14 protein-coding genes are annotated in these 15,666 nt (G+C 45.6%); 3 read left to right on the top strand and 11 right to left on the bottom strand.

Annotated features, from left to right (window positions below; all coding sequences use genetic code 11):
- Nucleotides 1-92: 92 nt before the first annotated feature.
- Nucleotides 93-620 (top strand): sigma-70 family RNA polymerase sigma factor, encoded by a 528-nt coding sequence (locus N7U62_RS16335; protein WP_264139090.1) that lies wholly within the window; start codon nucleotides 93-95, stop codon nucleotides 618-620.
- A gap of 478 nt (nucleotides 621-1,098) precedes the next feature.
- On the opposite strand, the gene N7U62_RS16330 is transcribed toward N7U62_RS16335, so the two are convergent.
- The 10 genes from N7U62_RS16330 to N7U62_RS16285 form a co-directional block, all read right to left on the bottom strand.
- The gene (locus N7U62_RS16330; RefSeq protein WP_264139089.1) at nucleotides 1,099-2,187 is read right to left on the bottom strand and encodes a carcinine hydrolase/isopenicillin-N N-acyltransferase family protein; all 1,089 of its coding nucleotides are present in this window, start codon (nucleotides 2,185-2,187) and stop codon (nucleotides 1,099-1,101) included.
- A gap of 11 nt (nucleotides 2,188-2,198) precedes the next feature.
- Nucleotides 2,199-3,617: a right-handed parallel beta-helix repeat-containing protein gene (locus N7U62_RS16325; protein WP_264139088.1), complete on the bottom strand. Its 1,419-nt coding sequence runs from the start codon at nucleotides 3,615-3,617 to the stop codon at nucleotides 2,199-2,201.
- A gap of 81 nt (nucleotides 3,618-3,698) precedes the next feature.
- Nucleotides 3,699-4,034, bottom strand: coding sequence for a helix-turn-helix domain-containing protein (locus N7U62_RS16320; protein ID WP_264139087.1), 336 nt, complete (start codon nucleotides 4,032-4,034; stop codon nucleotides 3,699-3,701).
- A gap of 378 nt (nucleotides 4,035-4,412) precedes the next feature.
- Nucleotides 4,413-4,946 (bottom strand): NADPH-dependent FMN reductase, encoded by a 534-nt coding sequence (locus tag N7U62_RS16315; RefSeq protein WP_264139086.1) that lies wholly within the window; start codon nucleotides 4,944-4,946, stop codon nucleotides 4,413-4,415.
- A 37-nt stretch (nucleotides 4,947-4,983) separates the two neighbouring features.
- Nucleotides 4,984-5,568 (bottom strand): precorrin-2 dehydrogenase/sirohydrochlorin ferrochelatase family protein, encoded by a 585-nt coding sequence (locus N7U62_RS16310; RefSeq protein WP_264139085.1) that lies wholly within the window; start codon nucleotides 5,566-5,568, stop codon nucleotides 4,984-4,986.
- A 3-nt stretch (nucleotides 5,569-5,571) separates the two neighbouring features.
- Entirely contained in the window at nucleotides 5,572-6,339 is a 768-nt protein-coding gene (gene cobA, locus N7U62_RS16305) for a uroporphyrinogen-III C-methyltransferase (RefSeq protein ID WP_264139084.1), read from the bottom strand.
- A 308-nt stretch (nucleotides 6,340-6,647) separates the two neighbouring features.
- Nucleotides 6,648-8,768: a ferredoxin-like domain-containing protein gene (locus tag N7U62_RS16300; RefSeq protein ID WP_264139083.1), complete on the bottom strand. Its 2,121-nt coding sequence runs from the start codon at nucleotides 8,766-8,768 to the stop codon at nucleotides 6,648-6,650.
- A gap of 423 nt (nucleotides 8,769-9,191) precedes the next feature.
- Complete coding sequence (locus tag N7U62_RS16295; RefSeq protein ID WP_264139081.1) at nucleotides 9,192-9,569, bottom strand: GxxExxY protein; 378 nt, start codon at nucleotides 9,567-9,569, stop codon at nucleotides 9,192-9,194.
- Nucleotides 9,570-9,644: 75 nt separating this feature from the next.
- On the bottom strand, nucleotides 9,645-10,409 hold the full coding sequence (locus tag N7U62_RS16290) for a LytR/AlgR family response regulator transcription factor (protein ID WP_264139080.1): 765 nt from the start codon (nucleotides 10,407-10,409) through the stop codon (nucleotides 9,645-9,647).
- Nucleotides 10,409-11,455 (bottom strand): sensor histidine kinase, encoded by a 1,047-nt coding sequence (locus tag N7U62_RS16285; RefSeq protein ID WP_264139079.1) that lies wholly within the window; start codon nucleotides 11,453-11,455, stop codon nucleotides 10,409-10,411. The genes N7U62_RS16290 and N7U62_RS16285 overlap by 1 nt, the downstream gene beginning before the upstream one ends.
- Before the next feature lie 276 nt (nucleotides 11,456-11,731).
- Between N7U62_RS16285 and N7U62_RS16280 the strand changes: the two genes are divergently transcribed.
- On the top strand, nucleotides 11,732-14,140 hold the full coding sequence (locus N7U62_RS16280; protein ID WP_264139078.1) for a TonB-dependent receptor: 2,409 nt from the start codon (nucleotides 11,732-11,734) through the stop codon (nucleotides 14,138-14,140).
- Between the two features lie 18 nt (nucleotides 14,141-14,158).
- Nucleotides 14,159-14,890 carry an SDR family oxidoreductase gene (locus N7U62_RS16275; RefSeq protein WP_264139077.1) on the top strand — a complete coding sequence of 244 codons (732 nt, stop codon included), beginning with the start codon at nucleotides 14,159-14,161 and terminating at the stop codon, nucleotides 14,888-14,890.
- Here the strand turns inward: N7U62_RS16275 and N7U62_RS16270 are convergent.
- Complete coding sequence (locus N7U62_RS16270) at nucleotides 14,883-15,533, bottom strand: DUF6962 family protein (protein WP_264139076.1); 651 nt, start codon at nucleotides 15,531-15,533, stop codon at nucleotides 14,883-14,885. The two genes, N7U62_RS16275 and N7U62_RS16270, sit on opposite strands and share 8 nt — an antisense overlap.
- Nucleotides 15,534-15,666: the final 133 nt, after the last annotated feature.

The raw sequence follows: 15,666 nt of genomic DNA, 5'->3' as shown, positions 1-15,666 counted from the left end.
CTAAGCAATGTGCTCTCCTATCAGAAATGTCCTAAATTGTCTGTAGCGACTTGCGTCTTTTTTCGCTTTTCTCGTCTATTCAATAAAAGCCTATGCAAACAGAGCAAATATGGGAGGAATTCAGCAGCCGGCTTTTGGCCTTTATCCGGTCGAAGGTGTCGGACGATGAGCTGGCCAGGGATATGATGCAGGAGGTGTTCATCAAAATCCATAAGCACCGGGATCAGCTGACAGATAGCAGCAAGTTGAGCAGTTGGCTGTATCAAATCACCAGAAACAGCATCACCGACTACTATCGTAAGCAACAACCCCAGCAGGTGGCGCTCAGCGATCAGGCAGAGGAATTGATCGAGCCCAATCAGAACGAGCGTTTTTTCAATTGTCTGGAACCCTTTGTGGAACGGCTCGACCCCATCTATCGCGATGCATTGCAGCAGACCGCCTATGGCACAGCTTCACAAAAGGCCTATGCTCAGGCAAATGATCTAAGCTACTCAGCTGCCAAGTCGCGCATCCAGCGCGCCAGACAGCAACTCAAAAAGCTCTTTATGGACTGCTGTGCCTACCAGTCCGATGCCTACGGCAATATCGTCGGCGCGAGGGATTGTGGTTCTTGTTGAGACCTAACGAACCTGATGGGTTCTAAAGGCAGAAGCAACTGAAAAGCTAAAACAGTTGTGTCATTTCGACTCTGGAGAAATCTAAAGCGATTCACAGATCAAAAAACACAAGTAAAACAAATATGTCATTGGTACCAAAGGGAGACCTACCATCCGGACAGGCTGGGATCTAAAGCGATTCACAGATCAAGAAACTCAGGATTAACTCAACGTTATTCTATTCAGTCCATCCATACCCCTTGCGTCTTTTTTCAATCCCTCCGTCTATAGGGTTGAAAATAGATGTTTCACTTAAAATCACAGAACCATGTCAGACGAAAGCAAATGCTGCGAAGACAACTCTTGCAACTGTACCTGCAGCTGCAATTGTTAGGCCTGCTTAGGCAGGAGTTATGCTCTAGTAAAGAGAAGGTGAATATTCACCTAATCCTCCAGAGGTTCTGAACCTTTGGAGGGTTGATTGCAAAGAGGGATTCGGCTATAATCCTTCCCTGGGGAAGGTGCCGACAGGCGGAAGGGGTTTTTTGCTCCAGGACTTATTTTTTAAATAATATACCCCAGCTACTCCCAGGCCGGTGGCCAGTAGTATGCTTCCACTGAGTCCAATGATCCACCCTCCATATTCGAACGAAGCTTTTCCTGCTGTTTCATTGGAAAACAGCTCCTTGATGCGGATGAGGTAGGGCGCTTTGACCAGCTCTTCCTTAACATCTAAGATCACCACCTCGTCGTATTGATGCCAGTGATAGAGATAGATCTTACCCTCCTTCAAATCAAAAATATTGGAATAGAGCGTGGTGTTGAATATGCCCTCTTCGTGCACCTCGTCCAATATGGATCTGAACAGGTCTACGGTCAACTCCTCCTCGCTATCGACAGCCGCCAATCGCTGCTCTGCGATGCTGTATCTGTGACAGGGGTACTCCAGCGCATTGTCAGGGTTGACTTTGTTGTAGTTGGTGGAGATCAAGAAGTGCTCATCCTTTTCTTTTTGTGTGAAGGCCAGTTCTCCGGATTCATCTACGCTGATTACGACCGCATCCCCGCTTGCATCGGCAAAGTGCAATTGATATTTGACCGAGCCGTCGATGGGGTACCAGTTGTCTTTCTTATACTCTTTCGCTATTTCTATGGCTTCTTTGACTGTAGCAGCTTTTCTCAGGATCATCACCGGTAGCCACATCATGTGCTCTTCGTAGGGCGCCTGATAGTGCAGCGGTGCTTTCAATTCCGGATGCAGATTGATAGGGCTTTTAGGTAGCGCGTTGGCATCAAAGCAGAGGCCTTTTTCGTTGATCCCTCCCTGATGCGAATAATCCTTGAACCCGAGGTAAATGCTGCCATAGTCTCCCTTGGCGCCTTGATCAGTCCATAGATAGGTCTTTGGCTTGTAGTAGTCCTCGTTGTTGCCAAATAAAACCCGATCTCCGATTGCCGCGGAAAAGATCGTACAGGATCCCGGTACTGGATCGTAGGGTTGAGGGCTCAGCGAGTAAGTGATCCCAAGACCGACGGCCAGGCAGGCACTCAGCCCCATCCACAGATAGTATTTATTTTTCTTCGCCATAAAACTCATCTTTACCTCTTCTCATAGGCTCCTACATCATAGGCAGTGCCAACAGGACGTGATTGACCCAAAATATCTACATCGATTCCATACATGGATACATCCGCTCCTGCATCGAGTGCTCTTGAACCGTCCTGCAAGGAGTAATCTTCTTTGTCTGGGTTGCTAAAGTGGAGGGATTCCAGATTCTGCGTAAATATGTTGTTGGCGCTATCCATGGCTACACCTTTTCTGGATAGCTCGGCTCCTGTCACGGCAAAGATGTTGTTGTAGAAGCGCTTGACACCTCCATCGACTCCAAAGAAGGCCAAACCATTGCGACCCGAGTTGATAAAGGTATTGTTCATCACGTTGAAATAGCCATCCTCCCAACGCACAGCATTTGCGGCATAGAATCCATCTCCTTTCTTATCAGGGCCATTGCCAGCATTCACGATCAGATTGTTGTAGATATCGTTGTTGCCGATACCATAAAACTGGATGCCATGACCTGTCCCGTTGATGATGTAATTGCCATAAAACTCGCCGGTGGTTCCATCACCGATGAACAGCCCTTCGTTGTGGGCTCCTTCATCCAGCTGACCGTAGTTGCGAATCACATTGTTGAAGACCTTGCAGTCCTTGTCGCAGTTTTTGATTTGAATTCCATCAAAGCCCACATCCTCTATGCGATTGTCATGGATTCGGATATGCTGGATCGAATGCGAATAGGTAGTCTCGCTGCAGGCGCTTTCCACTCTGCCTTCATAGAAGCCATGTCCGATGTAGAGTCCTTCGCCTCCCGTATCGTGGATGTAGCAGTGGCTTACAGATACATTTTTCATGATCCAGGCGCTGCGGGTAGGATCGGTAAATACATCACAGGCCTGATAGGGGCTGGTTTTGATACCGATACCTGCGAACCCATTGTTTTCTCCTATTCCACGGGGTTCGTATCCTGCGATCTCCACCAGCGATATGTCAAAGTCCGTGGTAAACTGCTCGAGTGTCAGAAAGAAACCTTTGGAGGTAGAAATCTGGATGCCATAGTCGGAGGCTACATCGCCATCTCCCAGCAAACGAAAGTGCTCGCTATGGGTGAATTTGACTCCAAAAGCATAGTAGGACTCAATGATGGCTTTACCGTCACAATTCCGAATGATAATAGGATCCGCCTCGGTGCCCACGATGTTGGTAAAGGTGATGTTTTGATAGTTTTCTCCCGATCCGGAAAGACCGATCACCTGACCGGGCTGAATGCCCAGCTTTTCTCCATCGATCATGCCGACACCCGGCTCGATCACAAAGTCACAATCGCTACAAGCCACATCGCTCACAGGAGGTCGCTCGATTTCCGGTTCAGGCGTAGTACCGCCAACGTCACTGCTGCAGTGGCTCAGCAAGGAAAGAACAAGAAGAGCAGCGGGAACTATTAGGTGGATGCGTTTCATTTGGTTAGTTAGTTTAGTTTATAGTAAAGCTACGGGAATACCTTGGGCAAGTCCTAAGGATATTAAAGGTGACGTAATTTATCAATCCATCTCATCTAAGAACTGTCCCAGTTTTTCGAGTTTGTCCAAAGGCATTTGACGGAGTTTTTCCAGGCTTTTCAGGGCTTTGGGGTCCTTTCGAAGTTCGAGTAAGGGATGTTCTCTATCCAGGTCTTCTCCTTGCCAGTCTAGTATGTCATTCGGAGTACAGCGCAGTGTTTTGCAAAGGTTTTCCAGATGCTTGAGATGGATGTTTTTCACATTTCCGCTGGAGAGCCGCTGGGCGATTCCGTGGCTCATGCCTAGTTTTGTCAGGTAGCTGTAGGTACGTCGTATGCCCCGCAGTTGGGCTACATGGTCAATCTTTAGTTTTAACATGCCGGTGAGGTTAGTTCTATTGCATATTACTAAGTACAGATGTAAATGTCAAATGATCGGCCTGACAATTCAATTGCATAGATGTCTGTTTCAAATGCTCGATAGGACTATTGATTTGCACAGACTTCCGATTGATAGGTTCGAATGTTCAATTACTTTGAACATATGAACAATTGAATTGCTTGTAGGTACTTTTGATTGGCAAAGATGGTTTATTCTTTTGCTTGGATGTAAGATTATCATGTACGAATGAAAAACTTAATTCTACGGATGTAAAATTGAGATGTGTGGGTGGTTCTGGGGTGTCCAAATTAAGTTGTCATCTCGACGAAGGAGACCTGCCATCCGGACAGGCTGGGATCTAAAGCGATCCACAGATCACAAAACCATCTTCTTGAGTGACTCTACGAAGTGCTTAAGCTCGGATTCTGTTTGGCTGGCAATGATGCCATCTTGCTTATTTACTTTTCCTTTCACGCCTGGTATCAGGAGTGTGCTGTCCTCTGTGAATTGGGCTTGCAGGGTTTTCATCAGCAATTGTAACTCCGCATGTCCTTTGGCACCATGGGCAGAAGCGGTGATAAGGCCGACAGGCTTGTCCGTAAAGACCGTGGTGGATACGCACCACTCGATCAGGTTCTTCAGTCCGCTCGGAATGCTGAATACATATTCCGGCGAACAGATGACCACCGCATCGCTGGTTTGAATGGATTCTCGTAGTTGTAGGATTTGCTCAGGTACATCTTTTTCTGTCAGTTCAGTTTGGAAATGTGGTAATAGGCTTAGATCATCCATGATTTCCATTTCAAAATGGAATTCTCCCAGTTGGGCAACCCTTCGGAGGATACTGAGGTTAGCTGATTCTCGGCTGGCACTTCCGCATATTGCCAGTATATTTTTCTTAGTGGTCATTTAAATAGTAGGTAAGTAGTAAGGCGATTGAAAATTCTCACCCCTTCCAATCCTTGGTGATCTCGTCGAGCTTTTTGATTTTGTAGTCAAAGTCGCCTTTGAGTTTGTCGCGGACCTTGGCCATCTGGTCGAGGATGTCGTCGATTTTTTCGGGAATCACATCGGTCAGCATTTCACGCATGCGTTTGGACAATGTGGGGGATTTTCCGTTGGTGGAGATGGCGATTTTGAGGTCGCCTTTTTTGACTACTGAGCCCAGGTAGAAGTCGCAGAGGGCGGGTTTGTCCGCCACGTTGACCAATACGTTTTGGGCGCGACAGGCTGCCTGTATCTGGCTGCTGGCCTCTGGATCGTCTATCCCTATGATCACCAGGTTCATGCCCTCCAGGTCGCTGGGTTCGAAGGCTTTTTCGACCAGGGTGATATTCGGATAGTCCTTCACGATGTCCTGCACTGCCTCGCTAAACCAGGTGGCCACCATTTTGATTTGGGTTCTGGGACTGTTCTTGAGCACCGCACCGAGTTTTTCTTCGCCCACATAGCCACCGCCTACGATCAGCAGCTTCATTTCTTCTAGTTTGAAAAATACGGGAAATAGGGTGTTGCCTCGATCTTCGCTCATGGTTTATTCCGGTTTTGGATCCATTTGTTGGATGTTCTTTTTCAGTTTTTCTTCTCCCAGTGCCACGGTCTTTCCGATTACGATAATGGCCGGGGAGGTCAGTTGATGATCCAGCACCAGCTGGGACAGGTTGCTGACCTTGCCGATCACGATCTTTTCGTCCTCACGTGAGCCATTTTGTATCACAGCTGCCGGGGTATCTTCCTGACCATGTTTCTTGAATACGTCGAGAATCTTCCCGAGTTTTTTCATTCCCATCAGGATCACGACAGTGGCGGTAGATTGTGTGGCCAGTTCGATATCAGCCGCCAGACTACCGTCGCTTTTGACAGCAGTCATCACCCAAAAGCTCTCGTTTATGCCACGTCGCGTCAGGGGAATCTGATTCAGGGCCGGAACGGATATGGCACTGGTCACGCCGGGTACGATCTCCACATCTACGCCATGGGCCTCTGCAAACTGCAGTTCCTCATGCCCCCTGCCAAAGACATAAGGGTCACCCCCTTTGAGTCGGACGACATGGCCGTGTTTTTTGGCTTCTGATACGATGGTCTCGTTGATTTTATCTTGTTGGTAGACATGGCAGCCTGCTCTTTTGCCCACGAAGGTTTTGATGGCTTCTGGTTTGCAGTAGTCGAGTAGCTCTTCGTTGGCCAGTGCATCGTAGAGCACGACATCTGCCTCCTCCAGTGCCCTGATGCCCTTGAGTGTGATAAGCTCTGGATCTCCCGGTCCGGCTCCCACTAGTGTCAGTTTTGCTTTTTTGGTCATTGATTTGATTTCTTAAATCCCCCTGACCCCCTTTATGAAAGGGGGAATCACTTTTTAGCTGGTGCGTAACTTCTTTGGTCGGATGTTATTCCTATTTTGTTTCTATTCTAATTTTGCAACACAGAAATCTAAAATGAATAAGGCCCGGCCCCTTAACCCTTAAGCAGAATATTAATATACGAAAGAATAATCCCCTCCTGGGAGGGGCAGGGGTGGGTTTCCATCCCAAATAAAAAAGAAACGCCCTTCTGCAATTTCCTGAAAAAGGGTCACAGAAGGGCGTATTCCAACCTTAAATTTTACAATACTTATACAGTTTCAGTTTCTTGCTCCTGTACTTCTTTCACTTTGCCAAGGAACTGGTCTGCGTCCTCGATGAACTTCTCAGCCCACTCTTTGCTTGGCTCGTTTTGCTTGATTCTCAACACAAAATCGGTGAAAGATGATCCTACTACGCTTTCGAAATCACCCTCGAACTCCTCGTCGAAGCTCTTCATGATGCCTGCTTGCGTATTTACAGTCACGCCTTTGTCTACCAACAGGGCCTTAGCTCCGTTGATGAAAACACTGTAAGCGTGGTAGATAGAATCTGCATAGTTGCCTAGCTCATGTGCTTGTTTGGCCCACTGTGCTTTCTCCTCTGCTTCGAACATCAGCGTAGAGAACAAGTCGATGATCACGCCAGCACATTCACCCACTTCTGTTTCTACTTTGAATTGCTCGTCTTTACCCCAGTCGATGTAGTCCGAATCGGTTACATTTTCAGTATCCGCTAAGAATTTCAACAGTTGGTAAAAATAATCCTTGCCCTGTCTTTTGAAGTAAGTAGCATAGTACTCGCCTTCTTCCGCATTTTCGTCATAGTCGTTGAACAAAACTCTCAATACGTCAGGCGCTTTTTTGCTAGGCACTTTGATCACTTTCTCAGCGATGAAACCGTCACCATCTTTGTCCAATCCACCTCCGAGTAGCACCTGCACAGCTGGCAATACTTTTTTAGTGGCTTTGTTTCTCAAAGACGACCCGTGGAATCCAATAGAAGCAATCGCATGGTGACCACAAGAGTTAGGACATCCACTGATTTTGATTTTGATGTCATTGTTTTTGATCAGCTCTGGGTACTCGCGCTCGATCACTCCTTCGAGCTCTAATGCTACGCGCGTACTGTTAGAGATCCCGAGGTTACAAGTATCGGTACCCGCACAAGCGATGATGTCTGCCGTGCTGTCGAATCCTGGGTTCGCCAGATTCAGGTCATCCAGTTCAGTGAAGAGCGACTTCAAGCTGTCTTCTTTCACATATCTCAAGACATATCCCTGATTGACCGTCACACGAACGTCATCTGCAGCATACTTGCTGATGATGTCGGCAAACTTATGCGCCTTTTGTGAGCTGATGTCACCATTAGGAACCTTCACCTCTACATAGTAGTATCCTTCCTGCTTCTGTGGGTGAACGTTGGTTTCTTTCCACAATTCAAATTGCTCAGGATTGATCAAGGCCTTGTCAGAAAAACCAATGGTTGTTGGCAGAACAGGACCAGCAACTGCACTGGTATCGATTTTATAGCTTTTAGTGCTTAGGGCATTCCACTCTTCTTTTACCAGTCGCATTACTTCTTCCAGACCGATATCGGCTAGCAAGAATTTGAAACGCGCTTTTACTCTTCTTTTTCTTTCGCCATAGCGATCGAAAACTCTCAAAAGGGCTTCAGTGAATGGGATGATCTGATCTTCTTCGAGGAAGTCATATGCTTTGACTGCAGGAGCAGGTTGTGCACCCAGACCCCCTCCGATCATTACCTTGAATCCTCTGATTTCTTTTCCACCTTCAGTTTTCACTTTAGGAATGAACCCAATGTCGTGAATGAAAGAGATACCTGTGTCTTTGTCACTTGACGAGAAGGAGATCTTGAATTTACGTCCCATTTCCTGACACACAGGGTTTCTCAAGAAGTACTCAAACACTGCATGAGCGTATGGAGATACATCAAATGGTTCGTTAGGATCGATACCTGCTACAGGAGAGGCGGTCACGTTTCTTACCGTATTACCACAGGCTTCTCTTAGCGTGATGTCGTCTTGCTCTAGCTTAGCCCACAATTCTGGCGTGCGATCCAGACTCACATAGTGGATTTGGATATCCTGTCTAGTGGTAGCGTGTAGGTTGCCCCCACCGTATTCGGTAGAGATGTCAGCGATTCTTCTCAGCTGCTTTACGCTCATTTTACCATATGGTATCTTGATTCTGACCATTTGGTTGCCCGGCTGGCGCTGACCGTAAACTCCTCTGGCAAGTCGTAAGCTTCTAAACTTGTCAGGGTCAATGTCTCCATTGTTGAACTTCTCGATCCGAGCGGCCAGATCGATGATGTCCTTCTCTACTACTGGATTGTCCAGATTTTCTAATTCTGTTCTAAAACTTTGCATGGCGTGCTTCGTGTTTTAATCTAAAAAAAGCCTCTCCTGGCGTGGAGAGGCTTTTAATGTTTTATTTTGGTATTGAATAAATGGTCTTGTTCCAAACATTAATATATATCCCCACTGGTACTGCAGTCAGTACAGCAACAACACGGCTGACAACAACCGATCATTTTTGAAATATATAATGTGTTAATTTTCATTGTCTTAACTTTTGAGTACATGCATAACGCATATATCCTAAAAGGGGTTCAAAGATAGATTGCTTTTTATATAAATGTCTCCATTATTGGAACTATTAGTGGACAATTACCTGTTTTTTATCAAATTCTCAATGAAGTGTTAAAATATTAATGAAATTCAAAACTAATGAAACTTGGTTTTTCTCGCTGAGACGCAAAGTCGCCAAGCTGATAATAAATATTCACCGATTTATAGTTTGTTGACGATTCTTGTTATCCCATTCTTGATTAAGGCTTCATTAAAGTTGATCAATAGGCCCAGCTTTAAATCTGTTACTTTCAAGTAGGTCAATAGCTGCTTTTTATGCACAGGAGCTATGAGTTCCACCGACTTGATTTCAATAATCACTTTGTTCTCAATGATAAGATCTGCTCTAAACCCGACATCCATTTTGATGTCTTTCCAGAAAACGGGGATTCCTTTTTGCCTTTCCGTTTTTAATCCTTTTTCTCTCAGTTCGTAAGTCAGTATTTCTTCATAAACTGATTCGAATAATCCTGCCCCTAGTTGCGTGTGTATTTGATAGCAGGTATCTACAATTAAAGAGGCAATTTGGTTTTCGGTCATGGTAGGTTCTTAGGTTTAGGAAACCTAAAAATAAACAATTGTACGCAATGCGTCTTGGCGTCTTTGCGAGGGCATTTACCCCAACCACTGCTTGAAAGCACTGGCCCTTTCGCTACTGACGATGATGGGCTCTTCTAATTCGAGCTTGGGTTCGATGAGCAGTTTGCTCTTGCCGTATTTGTGGATCGAATCGATGCAGTGATAGCAAAGGATGAACTGGCGATTGACCCGGTAGAACTTTTCGGGATCGAGCTCTTTCATGATGTCTTCTAGCGTCAGGTCGATCACATAGCGCTTCCCAGATTGGCTGATCAAATACACCAAACCATTGAGTGCCTGAAAGGCGGCAATATTCTCCGTCTCTACCGACATCATTTTTTCACCCATTTTCACCAAAAAACGGGATTTGTATTTGGCACTGCCAATTTGAATGCATTTCATCAGCTCCTGGATATTGGGCTCAGATACAGGGGCCAGTGAGGAGCGAAGGTTCTGATATTTGTCCAGACTGCGGACCAATTCTTTCTGATTAATCGGCTTGAGGAGGTAGTCGATACTGTTGACACGAAAGGCCTTGAGCATGTATTCGTCAAAGGCTGTGGTAAAGATCACTGGGGATTGCACCTTTACTTTTTCGAAGATATCGAAACTGATCCCATCGCTCAATTGGATATCCATGAAGATCAGGTCAGGCCAGTTGCTGATGCCTTTCATCCAGTTGACGCTTTCTTCCACACCATCGATCACTTCTACGATTTCGATGGTTTCGTCTACTTCTTCCAGCATTTTCTGTAGGCGTCTAAATGCTGGCGCCTCGTCTTCTACTATCAGTACTTTCACTATACGGCAGATTTTAGATGTTCCACTTCAGATATCAATTCGATCAAAGGTACTTGTACGATGAAGTCTTTTTCTGTTTTGACCACATTGATGGCTCGCTGCCCGAGGAGTTGGTAGCGCTTTTTGATGTTTTCCAGCCCTGTCTTGGTGGATATCTCCAGCGAGTGTTTGGTCTGGAGGTTGTTTCTAATTTCGAGCAGGTTGTTTTCGTCCACTTTCACCTCCACCCTCAGCGGAGAACCTTTCGTGATGGCATTGTGTTTAATGGCATTTTCTAATAGCATCTGAAGTGTCAGAGGGGCAATGTAGAGATGTCTTTTGGTCTTGGGAATATTAAAGCTGACTTCAAAGTTTTCAGGAAAGCGCTTCTTCAGCAGGAAGACGTAGGATTGGCAAAATTCCATTTCCTCACAGAGTGGAACCAATTCTCGCTCCTTGTTGTGAAGGATGTAGCGATAAACATCCGAAAGCGTCTGGGTAAAATCGATCGCAGTATTTTGGTCTTCCGTGATCAAGGTGGTCAGTGTGTTTAGACTGTTGAAGAGAAAATGTGGGCTCATTTGATTTTGAAGCACACCGTATTGTGTGCGAATCTGCTGGCTCTTCAATTCTTCGTTTTGGATCAGTGAGTCCTTCCACTTCCCAAAGAAATAAGCTCCCTCGTAGATCGAGGTGACTATAATAGCCACGATAAAATTGACATGAGCGTACCGGAAAAAGTAAGCTGGATTCTTGAGGTCATCCAAAGAACAAAGCCCCAATACCATACCAATCAGATTGGATCCAAACACCAAAAGCAAGGAGGCTAATACAGATGTGACTATGAGCCTTCGGGGGGTTTTCTGAATAGAGGTGTACCTTTTTCTCATCCTCAGCATGATGAAAAGGACACCATTCCAAAGGATAGCGGTGAAGGTGAAAGAAATCAAAACCTGCTGCCAAATGGGCATTTGCGCATGCTCATGTTGCTTGATGAAGAAATTCACAATCAAGGCCACCACCAATATGCCAAACCAGCGCAGATATATTTCTTTGATTTTCAACATGTACAAGAATACGACGAATCCCTATCAAAAGTAAAGAATCCAAACTGAAGCCGGAAAAATCAAAAGTGAAGCAGTCGATATGGGAGATGAATTCACTGGAATTTTCGCATTCCAGCTCACCTCAATAATTCTGCGGTTCAGGTCAAAATTTTTTCGTTTCATCCATTTCTATTTATTAAGCCTTTTGATTCTTATCTTCTTTGAGCCAGACTTAGTTGAAACTCAGAACTTATTGCACCAAAACAAATGAGATTCACGAAACCAAATGCTAATCAAATGAAAAAGGTAGTTACGCTGCTGCTCGGTATCATCGCCGCAATGCTTAGCCTGCATGTACAGGCCCAAACCCAAACTGTAAAAGGGCAAATCATAGATGTACAATCCGAATACCCACTGATCGGGGCATCTATTCAGTTGATAGGCTCTGATCCATTGATCGGTACCATTACAGACATCGAAGGAAACTTTAAGCTGAATAATATCCCCATAGGCCGACAGAGCTTTGCTGTCACCTATGTGGGATATAAAAGCATCACACTGCCCAATGTGCTGGTAACGATGGGAAAGGAAGTCGTACTCCAGATCAAACTAGAAGAGTCAGTCGAAAAGCTCGATGAAGTAGTAGTCACTGCCGGAGCGGACAAGGACCTTCCCATCAATGAACTGGCTAAGGTGAGTGCGAGAACTTTCAGTCTGGAAGAAGTCACCCGCTTTTCGGGCGGTAGAAATGACGTGGCACGACTGGCTACCTCTTTTGCAGGGGTCAGTGCGCCGAATGATTCCAGAAATGATATCGTCGTACGGGGCAATTCACCGACAGGACTGCTTTGGAGGTTGAATGGCCTGCCCATAGCCACTACCAATCACTTTGCCACACTGGGCACAACTGGCGGTCCTGTCAATGCCCTCAACACCAACATGCTACGAACGTCAGATTTCCTTACGGGTGCATTCCCTGCTGAGTATGGCAATGCGAATGCAGCGGTTTTTGATGTCAATTTTAGAAATGGAAATGCGGACAATTATGAATTCACTGCGCAGATGAGTGTGTTTTCAGGAGTGGAAGCCATGGCCGAAGGACCGATCAGTCGTAAGAATGGTTCTTCCTTTCTGATTTCTTATCGCTATGGTTTGGCTCAGTTTGCTGCTACTGGTACTAGTGCCATACCCGTCTATCAAGATCTTTCTTTCAAATTAAATCTCGGAGATAGCCCTTTGGGGCGATTCGAGATTTTTGGAATGGGTGGCTTGAGCAGTATCGATTTTCATGGGGATGAGATCGACGAGGATGATCTGTTTGCCAATCCTAATGAGGACGCCTTTATTGATAATGATCTGGGTATGTTAGGTGTGACACATACGGGACGATTGAGCAAGACGGCTTATATCAAATCGGCCATTGGGGTGTCTACCTATAGCAATCAATACTTTCAGGACAATCTGATTCGCAATGCTGCAGGACAGCAGATCGATGCCTACCGATCTGTCAACAATGAAAACCGGGAAAGTAGGGTATCCCTTACTTCTCAGCTCAACAAGAAATTCAATGCACGTTGGTCATTGCGAGCAGGATTTTTGACTGAGTTGTATTTGCCTAACTTCTTTACCGAGAGTAGAGACAACCAGCCAGAGGTCCCAGACAATGATGGAGACGGTATTCCTGATTATTTCTTGCTCTATCGTGATTTTGAAGAAAGCTATTCAGTCAGTCAGGTCTTTGCGCAGGCTGAGTACAAAGTGAGCGATCGATTGAGTACTACTTTTGGTCTCCACAGCCAATATCACGACTATACCGAGTCCACAGTATTAGAACCGAGAGCGGCGATCAGCTATGAGTTGCTCAATCAGCAGCGCATCAGCTTTGCCTATGGACTGCATGCTCAGGCAATTCCTAGTCCAGTACTGTTTTTGGAGGAGGAGCAGGCAGATGGCAGCTATCGACGCACCAACGATCAACTGGATTTCATGAAGAGTCATCATTTTGTCCTTGGCTATGACCGGCAGCTCGGTACCGACTGGAGACTGAAAACGGAACTCTACTATCAGTACCTCTACGACGTACCTGTCGAGTCTACCCCTAGCAGTTATTCCGTGCTGAACGAAGGAGCGGATTTCGTATTCGAAAACAAAGGCTCGCTGGTCAATGAAGGCACAGGTAGCAACTATGGACTGGAATTGACTTTGGAGAAATTTTTCAGTCATGGTTATTATTTGCTCCTGACTACTTCGATCTATGATTCTGAGTACAAAGGCAGTGATGATGTTACTCGCAGCACCGCTTTCAACAATCACTTTGTCTTCAATACTTTATTTGGGAAGGAGTGGAAATTTGGGAGCCAGAGTCAGCATGCCTGGACCTTTGACACTAAGTTGACCACTGCTGGAGGCCAGCGCTACACGGCCATCGATCTGGATGCCACCAGACAAAACAATGGGGAAGAAGTGCGCTTTGACAATCAGGCATTCGAAGAGCAGCTGGGCAACTATTTTCGCTGGGATGTGAAATTTGGCGTCCGCCTCAACAGTGCTAAGCGTGATATTTCGCATCAGTTCTTCATCGATTTGCTGAATGTCACCAATCGCAAAAATGAATTTGTGAAGCGATACAATGAGGTGACGGATGATATCAATCTGGTAGAGCAAACAGGCTTCTTTCCAGACGTGATGTACAGGATCAATTTTTAGAATTCAGTAACTACAATCATGAAACTAAAGAGAAACAAAATATTGATTACTGGAGGTAGTAAGGGAATCGGCAAGGAGATGGCCTTGCGTTTCCTTGCCCTTGGCAATCAAGTGATCATCACCGGAAGAAACACTTATGCGCTACGCTCCTTACAGGAGGCTTACCCTCAACTCATCATCTATCAGTGTGATCTGAACAAAAGTGAGGAAATCAATGGTCTTCTGGATTTCGTAAAGGCCGACCATCCAGACCTGAACATACTGATCAACAATGCCGGAGTGCAGTTCAACTATGATCTATCCGAAAAGAACAAGGTGATGCACTGGGTGTATGAGGAGATGTCTACCAACCTGATCGCGCCGATCAATCTGGCAACTGGCTTGATTGAAGTATTGGAGAAGAATGAGAATTCGGCCATTGTCAATGTATCCTCTGCTTTGGCCTTTGTTCCCAAACAATCTGCTCCGATCTATTCGGCCAGCAAAGCGGGCCTGCATAACTTCACTCAGGTGTTGCGCTATCAGCTGGAGGGTCGAATCAAGGTTTTCGAACTGATACCTCCTTTGGTCGATACTGGCATGACGAATGGTCGGGGTAGCGGAAAAATATCTCCCAAAGAACTGGTTTCAGCTTTTGTTTACGCTTTTCAGCAGGACCAATTCGAGATCAACGTTGGAAAGGTAAAGGTGCTGCGATGGCTCCACCGGCTGTATCCGAGTGGAGCAGAGCGGATGATGCGTTTTAAGTAGTAGCCTGCAGCTTGAGCTCTGAATGCTTCACGCCTTTGTACATGAGTGCCAAAGTGCAGATCATAAAAACATGACTGATATCGTCTCTGTTGAACCAAAGGTGCAAGTCGATCTGGCCCAGTCTGAACGGTAGCGTCAAGATCATCAGGCCGATTCCATAAAGGAAAAGCAGGTAATGCCCCTGACCTCTTTTGACATGATGAATCGATGAAATGCCTAAGATGATCAGCAGTCCTGAGGCGGTTTGGATCATGACCCAGGTGAAATGCAAATCGATGGCCATGAGTACTAAAACCACGATTGCTTTGAAGCGAATGATTCTTTTCAGCAGACCTTCTTTGTCAGGGTGCTGGGTGGCCACTGCCATCTCGATGCTGGCGATGGCAAATACTGCAGCTAGCCATCCTGGAACTTTGCCCATCATGCCCAAATAGTTGTATAGCAAATGAGAGAAACCTCCGAAAAGGGTAGAAAGGGCGAAAAGCCAGTAAAAATTGATCCAATGTTTTTTGAATTCACTTACCTCTTCATCTTTCAATCGAAAAAACAAAGCAAATGAAAAGAGGCACATTACCATATTGAGCAAAAAACCCATCGGTTCCAACAGCTGCATTCCCCACAGCTCAAATGATATTTTGGTCATGAATTAAAGAATGTTAAAAAATGCAAAATATGTAATAATGACTAAGAATAAATAGCTTTGAGCCTGTTTTCTTGGTCTGGGTTTCAACTTTGATGGCTGAAGCTTAACGAAGCAGACCAAAGATTTATTTTTT

Origin of the sequence: Reichenbachiella ulvae, from assembly GCF_025833875.1 — a bacterium.
Lineage (GTDB): Bacteria > Bacteroidota > Bacteroidia > Cytophagales > Cyclobacteriaceae > Reichenbachiella > Reichenbachiella ulvae.
This window is presented reverse-complemented; position numbering and strand designations above follow the sequence as displayed.